The organism is Wolbachia endosymbiont (group A) of Melitta haemorrhoidalis (assembly GCF_964273365.1).
Classification (GTDB): Bacteria; Pseudomonadota; Alphaproteobacteria; order Rickettsiales; family Anaplasmataceae; genus Wolbachia; species Wolbachia pipientis.
The window spans coordinates 788,040-804,603 of record NZ_OZ187004.1; the positions used below are offsets into that span (position 1 = coordinate 788,040).

Here is a 16,564-nt window from a genome sequence, read left to right on the forward strand (position 1 = left end):
TTGCACATGTGAATAACATAAATTTTAAATAGGTGTATAGAGGGGAAAATTTAAAACAATTAAATTTCTTGGATCCAAGTAGTCAGGACACTTGGATGACATAAAGAGTAGGAGTATTTGATGACAAAAAAGCAAAAACACAGTTGTCATTCCAGCGCGTGACGCTGGAATCCAGAATATCCTAATTACAAGGTTTATTATTTAGTTTGAAAAATACTATAGCTTTTTCTATGTAAGTTGTGGCCCCTTTTTACCATTTGCGACAGTTGTATCATCAACAGATATTTCAGAGCTAACAGTGCTAATAGTTTTTTCTATCGCTTTAGCCTGTTCATAGTCTTGACTCAAAAAATACATGGCCAGTCCAATAGCTATACTAGCAACAAGAGAAGATGCTATCATTACACCTAGTATCATACCACCAGAAAGACTTACTGCAACACACACACCAGCTCCAAGTACAACACCAAGAAAACCACCAATTATTACGCCAGGCACCAAACTGCCTACCATAGCGCTTTCTTTTTTCGTATTAGCTTGTTTTTTCATACTTCTAAGAAACTCCTAAGAACCTTCTTCATCTATCGGCTCCTCTTTCATTAGTATATAACCAAATTCCTTTGCTTTTTTAGTCAAATTTTTGACTACTCTCTCTTTGTAGAGTGTTTCATAATAGTTCATTCCTTTTTCTACATATTCTTGTCCATATTTTAGCATATTATAAAAAATACATGCTAATTTCCTTGCTGTAGCAGTGATCGCTTTTGGTATCCCTAGTCGCTTCTTTAACCTCCTGCAGTATGCACCAAGTGCAGTGTTGCTTCTTGATACACAATGAGCAGCAAGTCGCAAGGCAGTTGCAGCACGATTAACAACTTTACGAGTTCTTGTTCCAATAATTTTCCCTCCTGTAATTTTATTAGCAGGACTTAATCCGAGCCAGGAAGAAAAATGCTTTTCTGTCCTCCATTTATTGTGATTTATACCTGTTTCTGAAATGATAGCCTGTACACTTAATACATCAAGTCCTGGAACTCTAGTAAAATCCATCCCCGTTATTCGATATAAATCTTCATCTACGGCAAAATCTGGACTATTCTTCTGTTTTCTCTTTCGTGTCTTATTCAATGCCCTGTTCTCATTCGACTTTGTTTCAAATGTTTTATAGTAATTTTCTATACTTTTATCACATCCCGTTATTTGCTCTTGAAAAAAAGTATATGCTGCATATTCTTGTTTTAGCACAAACAAGTGTTCCTCTCTATAATCACCAGCTAACGCTTTTGCTATAGTAGACTGATCATTTTTTATTCGTGCATCCCTGAATTTAGCCAATTTCTCAGGATCTCTTTCGCCTTCAATTATAGCTTCAATGATTTTCATACCAGTTATCCCAGTAATATGACTAATAACCTTGTGTAATTGAATATTCATTTGAATTAGCGCTTTTTGCATACGTTGAGTATGTTTAGCTGCATTTTCAATTAGATTAGCACGTTGTCTAACGTAACTACGCAGTACACACATTTGATTATCCGGTCTAAATGATCCTTGAAGCAGTCCATAGCTGTGCAATTGTTGCAGCCATTGACAATCTTGAACATCAGACTTTCTACCAGGCACATTTTTGACATGTCGCGCATTTACTAATTTTACTTCAAATTTATGTGATTCTAATATTTGAAATAAGGGAATCCAATATACTCCAGTTGACTCCATGGCTACAGTTCTAACCTGACACTTTTTTAACCACTTTGCTAAGTTGTGTAGATCTACTGTAAAGCACCCAAATTTTTGGATACGTTGTTCATCTCTTCCTTCAGGTACACATACATAATGTACAGTCGAGCCAATATCAATCCCTGCTGCATCAAGGTTTATTGTTTTTAATTTACTTTTTGCTTCTGCCATATAAAATCCCTCCTATATTATTATGATAAGAAGCACTTCAGCTTGGGACGGTTAGGTTATACAATCTTCTAAACGAGGTAGCCCAAAAAGAACTCCATCAATGGTTTTACCATTTCCCCCAAAACCATGCTTTCAAACGGGCATTTATAGCACCATTGATTGTTTCGGTTATAGCTGCAGAAGCGCTTCTTCATAACACTATACCCAAAGAACATAAAGTAAAGAGGGAGTTTCTTTTTGGTTTTACAGATTTTATCTGTTCTGGGCTTTGAATAAATTTAAGTTACCGTTGTAAACAGCGTAGTGTAAAAGACTCCAATCTTTCGACCATTTATCTTTGTCTTTAGCATCAGTATCACTTCTGCTAGCACTATTAGCAAGAAAGTGCTTGACTTCATCTAGCTTACCTTCCTTAATATCTTTATTTATAGAAAGGATTCCAGCTGCTTCTAATTTAGAATACTCTCTTGCCACCTCTAAAGGTGTTTTACCTTCATCATTTTCAGCTTCAATTTCAGCACCATTAATAATAAGAAGCTTAATTAAATCCAAATTACCTTCTCGGGCAGCATAGTGTAATAGCATACAACCATGTTGATCCCTTTTATTTACAAGGAAGTTTACCATTTTTGATTGATTGTATTCATTTGCCACTTCTAAAGGTGTTTTGTCTTCATTATTTTTTGCATTAATGTTAGCACCTTTCTCTACAAGAACTTCGACTATATTAAACGCCCAGTCAAAAGTAGCAGCGCAATGCAAAGGTTTCCAGCCGTCCTTGTCCTCAGCTTCAATATCAGCACCATTACCAAGAAGTAGTTGAACTACATTTAGCTTATTATTTATAACAGCTGCATGTAAAGCAGTTGCTTGATATTCTCCATTTTTAGCTTCAATATTAGCACCATTCTCAAGAAGAAATCTAGCTTTATCTAAATCACCTATTTCAGCAGCAAAGTACAGTTGTGTTCTACCATCTCTATCTTTATATTCTACAAGATATTTTAATATTTCTAACCTATTATGCTCACGTGCTACTTTGAGAGGAGTCTTCTCTTCTCTATCTTTGGTCCAAATATCAGCACCTTCATCCATAAGAAGCTCTACCATATCAGATGGACCATACAAAACAGCATAGTGCAAAGGTGCCCGATCATCTCCGTCACCAGCATTAATAATGGTATTCTTGTTTGAAAGAAACTGAAATATATCCCTAACTAGATCCAAATTGCCATTATAAACAGCATAGTGTAAAGTAGTCCAACTTGTTGAGAATTGATCTTTGATTGCAATATAATCCGGACTTCTTTCAGCAGTTTTATCAAGGAAAAAATTTACTGTATCCCATTCACCATTTTTAGCAGCTTCATTGACAAGATACTTTAATTCTTCCCTTGGATCAACTTCCCTTGACTCAAGGTAGACAGGACGTCCCTCCTCTTGTAAAGACTTTCTATGGTGTTGCATATCACGCCTCTTGCGAGCAGATCCACAATTTTCAACCTTCCACTTAAATTGATCATCCCCTAATTTTGAAGGCCAGGTAAACACACGCCGCCGATCACTGTCAAATTGAAAATCCTTATAATCACTAGGTGAATATAAGTACCTTCCATATCCAACATTCTTTAGATATACATTATCGCCATTAAGTTCAACCTTCCACTTAAATTGATCATCCCCTAATTTTGAAGGCCAGGTAAACACACGCCGCCGATCACTGTCAAATTGAAAATCCTTATAATCACTAGGTGAATATAAGTACCTTCCATATCCAACATTCTTTAGATATACATTATCGCCATTAAGTTCAACCTTCCACTTAAATTGATCATCCCCTAATTTTGAAGGCCAGGTAAACACACGCCGCCGATCACTGTCAAATTGAAAATCCTTATAATCACTAGGTGAATATAAGTACCTTCCATATCCAACATTTTTAATACATACCTTTGACGAAAATACTAGATTCCTCAATGACTCTGGTAATTCTTTTTTTATTTTTTCAAGCTCAGATCTCTTTTCTGAATTGACACTACTGTAATCACCTGCTTTCATAACTTCCTTCACATAAAAGGCCAAATTAAACACTGCATTATTGTTAAGGTTGTTCTCCCTTTTCATCTTATCAAACACAGCTACATAACCTTGAATTTTCTGCGTAGTACTATCATAACTACGTATAAATCTTAACATTTCTTCTGTATCTATTTCCCCATATACATCATTCACAACTTCTTTAATTATTCCACCAAACAACTTTTTATCGAAATTGTAAATCTTATTAGCAAGCTCAGTGGTTGAAGCATAACTATCATCGAACATATCATTCTTTAACTCTTTTCTTGCTACACTTTTTATTGAATCTCTCAGACTACTTACATAAGATGCCGCCCATTCTTTTACATTAGATGGAGTATTTGCTCGACTAATAATTTCCTTCTCCAAACTTCTAATCAGTTTCATCATCTTATATGGGTTATCATCAACATTTTCACCAAAAAGAGATTTGACCACATCTAACTTACCTTCTTTAACAGCCAAATACAGAGGTGTCCCACTCTCCTTACTTCTAGCTTCAATGTTGGCACCTCTATCTATAAGAAATTTGACCATATTAGGTTCATTATAATAAACAGCATAGTGTAATGGTGTCCAATACCATTTGTCTTGAGCATTGATATCACCAACTTTGGCTAGCAGAAGGTCGAACACACCATTTACTAGATTCAAATTACCGTTGTAAACAGCATAGTGTAACAAAGTCCAACTTTCTGACCATTTGTTTTTATTCTCAATATCGACACTGCTCCTGTTAGCAGTCTCATCAAGAAAAGCTTTAACTTTATTCCATTCACCTTCCTGAGCTACTTTGCTTATCAAGGGCTTAAATTCTGAAGTTACCACTAACTCATTATACTGACCTATTGCATTTTGGTCATAACCGCTCAGTGAAAGGTCATCTTTTAACTTTTTAAGTAGCGTTAAAACTTGATCACTATTTTGCATTTTATTTTTGAATTCCTCAATTTGCTCTACACTGCAGAGCTTTTCTGTAAAGTTAATTTGATCTTGTAGTGAAGAAAAACCTAAACACTCATATGTTTTATTTCCACTCTCAAAGCCATTAACTGACACTAAACACTTAAAATCATTTTCCGTTCCTGTGCCATCAGCTTTGTTTTTATAATTTTCTGAAGCTTTATCAATCAAAGTTTGTATTTCTTCCACATTAGATAAGCTAAACCTATTCAACCTACGAATTACTATTGGATCCAAGCCTAAATCAAATTCCAATGTAGAAATCCTGTGAGATTCAGAACTATCCCAGTTTTTTATATTAGTCGTACAGTTAGATTTTGTATCATGCAACACCAGATCTGAGCCACTAGAAGAAACCTGAACCTGACCTGGAGTGATGTCTTTCAATATCATCAATCCTACACGTTCTTCACCTTGCCCTACAGAAGTTAAATCATCGTTTTGATTATGTTTAATATCAACAGACTGATTAAAATCTATAACATATTCTTTTATAACCTTTTTGTAATCATCCTTAAGCTTATCTTGATAACTTATTACTCCATCAATCTCTTGTGGTAGGTCGAAATATGAAAAATTACCATTATTCCACAGATGAAAATTAACATCTTTCCATCTACTTTGATCATCAAAATAACCTTCTATTTTCATAGTAAAAGGAACTTTACTTTCTCTCATCAATAAAAGATCACCTTTGTCTTTATATTGCTCAATATCCTCAGAACGAGAATCAATTACTACATGATCATATTGGAAATCTTTAGATAGGAAAAACATGTTTTGAGTTTGTATAGCATGGAAAAAAGGAACTAACTTACCATTTTTTACAGAAGAACTAGTACATGACATTGATTGTATGTAAGGAATAAAGGTTTCTCCCTTGCTATTCATGACCATAAGGTGTGCATAGCTGTCACCCTGAAGATATCCTTCTACTTGAATGCGAGTGTCATTGTAGTTTAAATACAAGTTACACTGTTGAGCTGAAAACTCCTTCGGAACTTCTGGCATAAATAGCACATCTAATTTTTTATCATCTGAGTTATTATCAATTATAACTTCTCTTTTTCCTACATCACTACCAATAACATATACATCACTTCCGTTTCCACCTCTAGCAAACATAGTTTCTTGATCACAGTTTATTATATCATCCCCTGAAGAACCAAACATCATATGTGGAACTGTGCTATTGCTCTGATTTTGTACTTTATCTCTCACAACACCAAAGACTTTATAGCTCTTATTATTGTTGAGAATTTTCTTGTAATGATTTTTCACAGCATCAAGATTATCAAGGGGATACTCTGTATGCAATTCAAATGAATTAATCTTTGCAGTGGGTGATCCTAATTTTTCGATCTTAGGAACAATATTACTACCGTTCTTATCTATCAGTGTAAAATTAGGTTTACCGCTGCTTTTCTCAATATAATTTTTAATGTCAAGAGTATATTGGTTATTTTGACCTAATCCTATTTTTAGGGATAAAGTGTTATTACTCGAAGAATAAGTTATCTCATTATGGTCACTTAGTAGATCAGTTTCTGGAAAGATTACAGTTCCTGTTCCTTTTACATTAATTTCTGAATGCAAATCTCTACCTTTATAATCTGCAGTTTTTACATGGAAAGCATAATTGCCTTTTCCGCCTTTAACTGTAGTATATGGTGAAATAATTACCTTCTCGCAATTTTCAATTATGTCTTCCACATCATTGTCAAAACCACCACCACTATCTATAATAATATCACGATTGTCATTCCCTGTAAGAGGCTTAGAATAATCCCCACATAAGATCTTATCCACCTTTTTCTGCCTTCCGACATAATAATAACTAGAAAGATTATTACCAGCAGAATCATCAATCAATAAATGATCATTTATTTTCACTTTTAATGACCGATGGATATCATTAACATTCGCTTTTATAAGCTTATCTTTTAATTGGCTTAAATCAAGTATATTAGTAGAGTTACTTCCACCAATGACTTTACCCGAAAAGCTAGAGTTATTTACAAAAGCAAACCTATTTACTACATTATTACCGCCAGTTATTTCTGTTGCATCCTGAAAAATTAAGAAGTTATTATTGAGTTTATTACTTCCATCAACCTTATCTATATTTCTCAGATCATAAACAATTGTTTCGCCACTGCTTTTCCTTCTTTTATCGGCAATAACCATTGCATTATCACAATAGTGTACAGCTGATGGAATTGATTTTTTAATATCTTTTTCATAATCTTCATGAGTAATTTGTGGTAAACAAATCATTGTAGCATTTTCGATTGGATCAGGTAAAACACGTGAGAGATTCTCTGTATTAGCATCTTCTTTATCCATTGAAATCCTTGAATAACTTGGACGAAGAGTACCGTCGCTTACTTTTCCAAGACCAATACCATAAGCAACTACATTACTAGGACTTTTGCTTAAAGCTTTCCAGGCCTCTTTAGCTAAACTATTAACTATATTCTGCCTATCTGCAAGATGTTGTACATCAACTGGTATAGGTTGCAAAGCAAGTGTATGCCAAAAAATACGCCAATTCTCATCATGAGTTGTATCATACTTTTTCTCGTACTCTACGATATTGCTAACGCCACTATAAACTCCATAACCTACCATTAATCCAGCCCCAACTGCAATACCAACCCCAGGCATACTAAGTGCTGTAAGAGCAACACCAGAAAAAAATGATACACCAGAAAAAGATATAGATGCTATATTATCTCTTATTTCCTTCTCTCCGCATGGATTACCACTATTCTCCCTTTTTTTACAATCTACAAGATTACTTGCTGACATACCTATATCAACAATGTCAAAAGCTCCAGCCAAAGCTCCAGCTATGCCTTTTGCTACCGTTGTTCCAAATTTTACCCCTACAACTCGGATAGCAAACTTTGTCTGTTTACCTAAAGTACCTGGTATAACCTTTCCTACAACCTTTTCAGCTGATGCTACAACTTTTGGTGTAATTTTAACCATCACATTCTCAATTGGCTGAGATGCAAAAGACCATACTATTCCGCCTAAATTTAATCCACAATCTGTTGCCGTTCCATCCTTACAAGATACAATAGCAACATGTATTCCCCTTATTAATTGTATTCTACCTGCAGCATTCATTAACCTGCTCTTTAGTTTTGGATTTTTTGTTAAACCATTATCTTGTTGTAAAACGTCATTTTGTAAGTCTTTAATACGCTTATTCTGAGCATAGTTTACATATCCCCCATCCTGAATTACTTCATTGAGTAAATATTTATGATCACCTTCAATAGTTGGAGTAATCCTTTCTCCAATAAATTCCACCAATTGAGCACTCTTACCTTTATCCTGACTATCTTTAATGTAAGTCAGAAATTTCTCATTATCAATCTTGATTTTACCCTTGTTTCTTTTATCTACCTTTTCCGTATTAAACTTATCTATATCATCCCATGAGAATAAGCATCCATTAGTACTTCTTTTCTTTCTATTACCTTGTCCTAAACAACTACTTAAGTTATCTACAGTAGGCAAAACGAGTGTTGAGCTATGAACCACCTTAACAGGAATAGATTTTTCGCTTGTTAGAATAAGAGAATCTGCCTTTTTAGCTCCTTTGTCGAAAACAACACCGATAAATTTCACCTCATCACCATCTGTAAGTGTTTTATAGGTGACACCTTCTTTATATTCTTTATTTATTTGATCTTCTGCTTCTTTTAATAATGCTTTAGCTCCTTTACCCTGCCTTGATGCCTTAAGCTCCAACCCTATAGGAGTATATTCTTTAGCATTTTTACCATCACCTTCAAACTTAATACCATGCACCAGCATATCAATACGTTCCCCTCTACCAGTTTGAAACTCAGTTAAAACCAATGCTCTAGCTTCTGGTGATTCTTGTAACTTTAAATCACTATAATAACTAGACGCTCCATTCAATATCCCCTGGAAATGAGGTTCGTTATTAATAAGAGTCTTAAAAGACCATATTCCTTCTCCAATTTTTTTAAACAATTCGTTATACTCATTTATTGATGAAGACTGAGCAGAAGTAAGTTGAGAATCTAATACTCTATCAAATGTTTCTTTTAGCTGATCAGGATAAGGAACATCCTTAAAGCTACCTTCAAATCTACTCGTTTTCTTTTCGCTATACTGTTCTAGAGAAGTATATTCATTAGCTTCTATACTCAAATATTCTTTAAAACCTGATTTTTGTTTCTTGATATTAAAATTAAGATTTAACTCAGCTATTTTTCTATTTCCTATTTTCTCGTTTAGGTTATCAAGAGGAACTCCTTTACTCAGTACCCCAGCTCTTCCATCAGCTTCAACAACATTTATTACATAAACTAATTTTTCATCACCTTTTGGAATAAGCACCATTGATACAACTGCATGGCTTTTATCAAGTCTAGATGATTCTCCTATTTTTTCTCTAGCTTTTTCAGCTGCTGGTCGCTGAGGCCTGCTCGATTCAGACTGAATCTCAGTAGGTATATTTTCATTATAAATAAAAATATGTTTCTTAAATTTAGTTCCTAAAGGTTCAACTTCATTTAACAATAACGATTGTCCTAATAAAAACCTACTGAAATAGTGATTATCCCCCTTCTCTCCTGTGCCAGGAAACGTATGATAAATACGTTCCATATTATTCAGAATCCGTGTTTTTAATGTCTCTTTATCAATATCGTTCTTATTCCATTCATCAGTAGACTCTAACATATCTTGAAAAAGAGGAACAATTTTTGTCTCACGATCCTCTGCTTTAATATTGGAAATAGGAGATGGATAATCAAGATTTACACCAACACACAGAATATTGTCTGCAGTAGTTAAAACTCGCTGAACATTTGGTTGAAAGCCTTTTGTATACTCTATCGCTTGTTCTAAAGCTTTGGCTGGTGTAGTTTTGCTATTTTCTTTTACCTCCTCACCTTTCTTTAACTTTTTTAACTCTTCAGAAGTAGCAGCCTTCAACTCAATAATAATAGGAATAGAATCTAACGCACGATTAGGACCACGTGCTAGTAATACAATATCCGCATAACCCCTTCCCGCAAATTGCTCTAAGTAAACTCTAAGATTATATCTATAGCGGAAATTGTTCAAAGCACCTGCTATAAACCCATGATGTGCTGCCTCACGGAATGCCTTTCTGCCTTCTTTACCATATTCAAGTGAGCTCTCATATTTATAATGAATCTCGCTGATCTTTTTGAGAACTTCCCTAGAAGATTCTTTAACTCTTTCTTTGTCAGAACCAGCCAGCTTTTCTATGTCATCTTCTGGGTTGCTCCATAGTCCTTTCTCTATTTCCTTAAACTTATCTTGAGAAGGGTCATCCTCATATAAATTTTTATCTTCCACTGCAACAAAGATTCTCTGTTGATTAATTTTATCTTTGTTAATTGTGACTAACTTAACTTTTAATTTACCCTTGTTATCAAAAACAGGTTGAAACCTTGCAGGATAAAGCCTACCTAATGCATCCCTCAACTCACCATAACTGAACCTCCGAGTTGCAGAACGGGCACCTTGCTCTGAGATTACAAATAATCTTACCTTATCGATCACACCTGCTTCATTTCTAATCTCACCCTTTTTTATAACAGCTACCTTTAAAGTTTGCGGACCATCAAAACTAAAATAAATCTTTTCAATACCTAACTCCTTTGCTATCTTTGTATCCAGCAGCGTAGAAAAGCTTCCGAAGAAAAAGTGAGGAAAAAACCCTTTCTTTTCTACAGAATGCATATAAGATGGAATCTGATAAATATACGACTGAAACCTTGCTTTGAAAGATTTATCAAGTCCATCCTTCTGTTGAGCTGAAGCGCTTGGAATAGCTTTTCCTGCTTCTTGAATTAGTAATTCTATTAACTCAAAATCTTGTGGTCTTTCTTCATTTAGCATAAATACCCCCTTTACAACCTTTTACCTAAACCATGTACCTTATTTAACTTAACTTCAGTTAAATCAGTACTTAAACTCTCAAGCTCTCTAACTACAGATTTACCATATGATAGAAACTTATCCAGTGAACCCTCATCTCCTCTTTCCTTTAATATGGAACGTATATGATTGGCTTGTTTGTAATTCATAAATTCTTTAATCTGATCAGGACTAGCTTTATCCAACACTGCCCATACTGGTTCCATATAATCCTTTTTTACTAAAGGTATTAATAAATTTGTGTGGAAATAAGGGGACTTATCCATTACTTCTTTGCTCATTACAAAAGCACGATGATTATCAAACCCTTCTTTCATCCACATATGCATAAAAAGCTTCATGCCTGCATCTGCATGATGTACTGAACAATCTTCTATTTCTATACACTTTAACCAGAGATGGTAGTCATCTTCTGAAATATCACTTGGTTTCAAGCAGTCAAACAATGTTTGAACATGACCAAAGCAACGCATTCCTCGTAACGCACTTAAACTCCCATAATAACGATTTTCAGCCAAATCCCTTTTTAAAAGTTCTGGATATTTATCAGGACTTATTTGACTAAAGCAAAACTCAAATATTTCAGGATAACTGTTACAACGACTTCCCGCTGCACGCACTGCAGTTTTCATAAAGACTTCATCCTTCTGCTGAGTACTTAACTCATCTTCAGGCAACGATTTTATTTTATTCCAGAAAAACTCCACTGCTTCTGCTTGTTTAAGATCCATGGCACATTTAAGTCCATACTCATATGGATGACGACCATTCAAGTTTAATTTAGAGATGTGACCGCTAACAAAATGTGACCAAAACTGCCCTAAAAGACCTACTCCGAAACATCTAACCAAATGGTGATATTCTAGCAAACTACTCTCACCTTGAGCTGATAATCTTTTTTTTCTTTCCTCAAATAAGGCAATAATATCTTCTTCTAAGCAACACCGGCAAGCAATATCGTATCTCTTGGTGCTAAAAGGATTATCTGAATCTGGTGGCATAATCAGTTTCTTGCCTACCATTTGCCTATCAAGCTTAACTCCATGTAAACCACCTACTTTTTTCCAGCAATCTTCACTAGACAGTATTTGTGCAAGAAAATTATGCCTTCTTTGACCACTTCTTTCATGTAAATCCCAATTTGCATAGCACCAACGTTCAATTTGAAAGACCTTAGATGCCCTATAAGGATCATCCTCTTTAATGCAAGAAAATAAAACTTGCGGAATGTCTGAACGCAACATGGCTACTCCCCTTGAAATGAATAGACTTTAACCCCTTACATACCATAAAGGTTTAATGTATTTTGGACATGCTACTCCATCTTTAAAACTTGTCAACCCCTACATTTAAAATTTTTTGAAATAATTTTTGATGGAAGTCCTTAATGATAAGCTATTACTAATTTGGCAATACATGCTGTTAAAAACTTAAATAATACAACCACTTTCAGCAACTTAAAATAACAAACGTGAGAACTGTTCGTTTTGGGATCAGTTGGTCTACCAAGTGTATCGTTCGAACTTTTCTTTATAATAATTTTACTATACCGCAAAATCAGCTATTTTAGCCTACTTTGGTCACATTTACATACGAACCAATTTGCTTGGCTTTGTTGCAACAATTTTACGCTTTTATTTTCACAACGCCGCTTTTATTTAATTTGTTCTCACAAAGGTACGTACTATTTTCACGTTTTTGAAGAAAGTAAATGATTAAAATTTTGGTGACGCTATAGAGAGCAGCATTTTCATAAGCTTTTACGTAATTTTTTAACATAGTTGAAAATTACTGAAATATCTGATATCATATTCGCACGATAGTACAAAACACGAGAATAAAATGAGCTTTGATCGATACGTTACAGATGATTCTTTAATAATAAAGAATGCCACTACGGTAGACATAGGGAGACTGCTAAGCTTTTTACAAAGTAATACACACATTATAAGGCTTTCTTTAAAGAATTGCAATGTTGGTAGTGAAGTTGTAGAAGAATTAACTGAGCCTACAAGGCTTAATTTATTGTGCAATAAGATTGGTGATAGAGTTACAGGAGGATTAGCTAAACTTGGGCTTTATACACCATCATCTCTAATGTCTGGATATATTGATAACAGATATACTATTAGTACCAAGGCTGTAAAAAAACTAGCTCAACTTAAAAATCTTACTTCACTTGATTTATCGGGTAACAAGATTGATGATGAAGGTGCAAAAGAATTAGCTAAACTTGCAAATCTTACCTCCCTTGATTTATCTAGTAACAAGATTGGTTATGAAGGTGTAAAAGAATTAGCTCAACTTAAAAATCTTACTTCACTTAACTTATCGGGTAACAAGATTGGTAGTGAAGGTGTAAAAGAATTAACTAAACTTGCAAATCTTACTTCACTTTCTCTAGTGAATTGCGGTATTGGTTATAAAGATATAGGAGAATTAGCTCAACTTAAAAATCTTACTTCACTTAATTTATCAAGTGACAAGGTTAGTGATAAAGGTGTAAAAGAATTAGCTAAACTTGCAAATCTTACTTCACTTTCTCTAATATCTTGCCTTATTAGCGTTAAGGGTGTAAAAGAATTAGCTCAATTTACAAATCTTACTTCACTTGATTTATCGGGTAATGAGATTGGTAGTGAAGATGTAAAAGAATTAGCTAAACTTACACATCTTACTTCCCTTTCTCTAGCGGGTTGCGGTATTGGTTGTAAAGGTATAGGAGAATTAGCTCAATTTACAAATCTTACTTCACTTGATTTATCGGGTAATGAGATTGGTAGTGAAGATGTAAAAGAATTAGCTAAACTTACACATCTTACTTCCCTTTCTCTAGCGGGTTGCGGTATTGGTTGTAAAGGTATAGGAGAATTAGCTAAATTTGCAAATCTTACTTCACTTAATTTATCGGGTAACAAGATTGATGATGAAGGTTTAAAGGCTTTAACTAAGTCTTCATGCTTGAAAAACCTTAAAAAACTTTGCCTTGGTGAAATTAAAATTGGTATTGAAGGTATAGAAAGTCTAGCTGAAATTAAAAATTCCGGAGTCAAATTAATTCATTCTTTGAAAGAAATGTCACATAGAATCTTTTGTGATTTCCTGTTGAAACCACGTCCTCACAATCAAGTTCCATATAAAAAGGGCGTAAAAAAGATGGTTTTTAATGTAGCCCAACATGATAATAGTGGCAAGATAGTTAAGCATATCCTCACACAACCTAACAAATACCGTTTTTTAATTAACTCACAAGATAAACAAGGGCGTACATTATCTCATTTCTATACCCACTCTCCTGAAATGCAAGAATTTTTATTTAAGCATGGTTTCATTCCTGAAAAAGAACCAGAACTAGAAAGGGATGCTGAGTTACAGGGTATTTTACGAGATAGACAGTCTGTCCATACACCAGCAGCAGTTAAGCAAACACGTTTTATCACTAAAAGCTTAGTGGAATCTATAAATGCTAGTGAGAATGAATTAAAACAAGCTGCAACTTTTTATATGGAAAATGTGCCTAAATTACTTGAGCGATATCAGAGTGATTCGGTAAGAGTAGGATTACTCAGTCTTACCAAAGGCGAAAAAAAAAGTGTAATGGAGAAGACATTACTTAAAAATCAAGCTGTACCAAATGATGAAGAGTTCATTAGAATTACTGTTAGCAAGGCTAGTGAAGTATTGGAGAAAAAATACTTAGGAAAAGATCCAAATGGTGAATATATTCAAGAAATTTCCAAAACAAAACTCCAATACGATTATGACAGAGGTGATGCAAAGGTTACTATACCTGAATGTATAGGTTGTATTAAATTGCTTATTGATGGATTCTCTATTCCATTAAAAGAAAGCAAGGAATTGCTCGTTACTCTTGCAAACCAAAATCCAGAGCTGGTGAAACAAAAGCTATCTAAAATAAGGTTAGAACTTGGAAATAATAATGTTTCTCAGGAGCAAATAACTAATAGAACGGAGTTTTATAAGTTGTTAAATAACGTAGACGGTAGTAAAGTAGATAAATTATTCAAAGAAATTAGTGGCTTAAACATAGAAGAAATATGGAGAGAGCAAAAGGAATTTGTTCTTCTAAAACAAATATATGTGGCAGCAACAACATATGGTAAAGACGATGATGCCTGCACTCAAGGTACGTGGAGTCAAATTATTAACAGCGTCAGAGAAATTAGCTCGGAAATAAGTGATCAACTTACACAGTCTTTAGACAAAGAAAGAGAGCAAGAAAAACAGAGAAATAGTATTACCGCAGAAAACATTGTACCATTTGTAGAAGACTTAGCTAAGGAATTAATTCAATATGTTGAAGGCAATCTAGAATTGAAAGATGCCCTATTAGGCTTTGCGGTAGCGAGTACTAATATTAATGAGCCTAAAGAAATTACATTTAAAGAACAGAAGATTTTTGCAATGATTAGCCAAAAATTTTGTAAAGATATTAAGAAATATTTACCTAATTATGATAGAAATATACCGAAAGAAGATGAATATAAAATTATCATTGAAAAATTACCTGAAGTTAAGGTAATGCAAGATTTTGCACAAGGTAAAAGTGTAAACAATAATACCTGTAAAGAATAATTTTGGTCCTGCAAAAAGTAAGAACATTTTTATGGATATACCGCAGAGTATAATATGTTTTGCCCAAAAAGGTATAGCATATGAAGATCCCGACTACTATAATGCTCAAGTATTAATTTACGTGCTTGGCAGCATAGGGCTGAATTCAATATTAATGAAAGAACTGAGGCAAAACCTAGGTATTACTTATTTTGTTTATGCAAATAATATTCCCAATAAACATGGAAATATTATATCTGGACTCGTGAGTACTGATAATTCTACTGCTGGTAAAGCTATATCAGCGGTAAAAGATACATTAAGCAGGATAAAAAAGGAAGGAATTGATGAGCAATTGCTCAATGATGCAAAAATTAATATAGTGAATAATTTTATCTTTTCCTGCCTATCCAATAATGCAAATACAGCAATACTGTTGAATGGTATGCAGGTAAACGATCGTGATGTTAACCGTATAAATAATTGTGCAGATATCATTAATGATGTAAAACTAGAGAAAGTAAACGAGTTAGCAAGTTCTTTGCTAGATCCTGAAAATTTATTTTTTGTTGAAGTTGGAAGGAATACTCAAAATAAATAATTGATTCAAAAAAAGCATGCGCTCAAGATAAGGAGAAGTTGCTTTAAATGTTAAGTGATAGCCATAATAATTTAGAGGTTCTTCTAAAGAAATTATTTTGACCTTATGATTTTTCAAACATACCACTAGCTTTAAGATTTTGTGGGCCGGTAGGATATATTCACATATTAGTATCTTATGCATACTAATTAATAACCTAACTTTCTTCCCTCTTCTCTCCATCTTTGTGGGCAATAATAGTCTCTTCTATGACAGCAGCTATTTCATTCAGCTTCTTCAACTGATTAACCTCTGCGCATTTCCTTCAGCACCTTTTGATAAAGATCTTGTCTTTTCTCATTATCGAGCAGTTTGCAGTATAGTTTTAGCTGCTCAGGGGTCCTCAATAGAAGCCGTGCTAAATTGTACATCCAAGGTGCATAGTAGCATTCTAGGGCCATCTATGAAGGCAGTTTTTTAGCCAACTCTTGAAATTCA

Annotated in this window: 6 protein-coding genes and 1 pseudogene; 2 read left to right on the forward strand and 5 right to left on the reverse strand. The window is 34.1% G+C overall.

Going from position 1 to position 16,564, the window contains the following annotated elements:
- Window positions 1-228: 228 nt before the first annotated feature.
- The 4 genes from ACICPZ_RS04110 to ACICPZ_RS04125 all read right to left on the reverse strand — a co-directional run bounded on the left by ACICPZ_RS04110 (window position 229) and on the right by ACICPZ_RS04125 (window position 12,155).
- Window positions 229-549 carry a hypothetical protein gene (locus ACICPZ_RS04110; RefSeq protein ID WP_264373863.1) on the reverse strand — a complete coding sequence of 107 codons (321 nt, stop codon included), beginning with the start codon at window positions 547-549 and terminating at the stop codon, window positions 229-231.
- 15 nt (window positions 550-564) lie between these two features.
- Entirely contained in the window at window positions 565-1,911 is a 1,347-nt protein-coding gene (locus ACICPZ_RS04115; RefSeq protein ID WP_065106789.1) for an IS110 family transposase, read from the reverse strand.
- Window positions 1,912-2,163: 252 nt separating this feature from the next.
- Complete coding sequence (locus ACICPZ_RS04120) at window positions 2,164-10,872, reverse strand: ankyrin repeat domain-containing protein (RefSeq protein ID WP_395462144.1); 8,709 nt, start codon at window positions 10,870-10,872, stop codon at window positions 2,164-2,166.
- Between the two features lie 11 nt (window positions 10,873-10,883).
- Window positions 10,884-12,155 carry a hypothetical protein gene (locus tag ACICPZ_RS04125; RefSeq protein ID WP_264706290.1) on the reverse strand — a complete coding sequence of 424 codons (1,272 nt, stop codon included), beginning with the start codon at window positions 12,153-12,155 and terminating at the stop codon, window positions 10,884-10,886.
- Window positions 12,156-13,008: 853 nt separating this feature from the next.
- Between ACICPZ_RS04125 and ACICPZ_RS04130 the strand changes: the two genes are divergently transcribed.
- Entirely contained in the window at window positions 13,009-15,507 is a 2,499-nt protein-coding gene (locus ACICPZ_RS04130; protein WP_264374055.1) for a leucine-rich repeat domain-containing protein, read from the forward strand.
- Window positions 15,491-16,087 (forward strand): annotated as a pseudogene (locus ACICPZ_RS04135) (M16 family metallopeptidase); the annotation flags it as partial. The gene ACICPZ_RS04130 and the pseudogene ACICPZ_RS04135, both read left to right, overlap by 17 nt.
- A 284-nt stretch (window positions 16,088-16,371) precedes the next feature.
- On the opposite strand, the gene ACICPZ_RS04140 reads toward ACICPZ_RS04135, so the two are convergent.
- Window positions 16,372-16,527: a hypothetical protein gene (locus ACICPZ_RS04140; RefSeq protein ID WP_264706293.1), complete on the reverse strand. Its 156-nt coding sequence runs from the start codon at window positions 16,525-16,527 to the stop codon at window positions 16,372-16,374.
- Window positions 16,528-16,564 lie beyond the last annotated feature (37 nt).

Bases quoted from the DNA above. Each gene is read 5' to 3' on its own strand.
- ACICPZ_RS04110 (WP_264373863.1), bottom strand. From the start codon at position 549: ATGAAAAAACAAGCTAATACGAAAAAAGAAAGCGCTATGGTAGGCAGT.
- ACICPZ_RS04115 (WP_065106789.1), bottom strand. From the start codon at position 1,911: ATGGCAGAAGCAAAAAGTAAATTAAAAACAATAAACCTTGATGCAGCA.
- ACICPZ_RS04120 (WP_395462144.1), bottom strand. From the start codon at position 10,872: ATGCTAAATGAAGAAAGACCACAAGATTTTGAGTTAATAGAATTACTA.
- ACICPZ_RS04125 (WP_264706290.1), bottom strand. From the start codon at position 12,155: ATGTTGCGTTCAGACATTCCGCAAGTTTTATTTTCTTGCATTAAAGAG.
- ACICPZ_RS04130 (WP_264374055.1), top strand. From the start codon at position 13,009: ATGTCTGGATATATTGATAACAGATATACTATTAGTACCAAGGCTGTA.
- ACICPZ_RS04140 (WP_264706293.1), bottom strand. From the start codon at position 16,527: ATGGCCCTAGAATGCTACTATGCACCTTGGATGTACAATTTAGCACGG.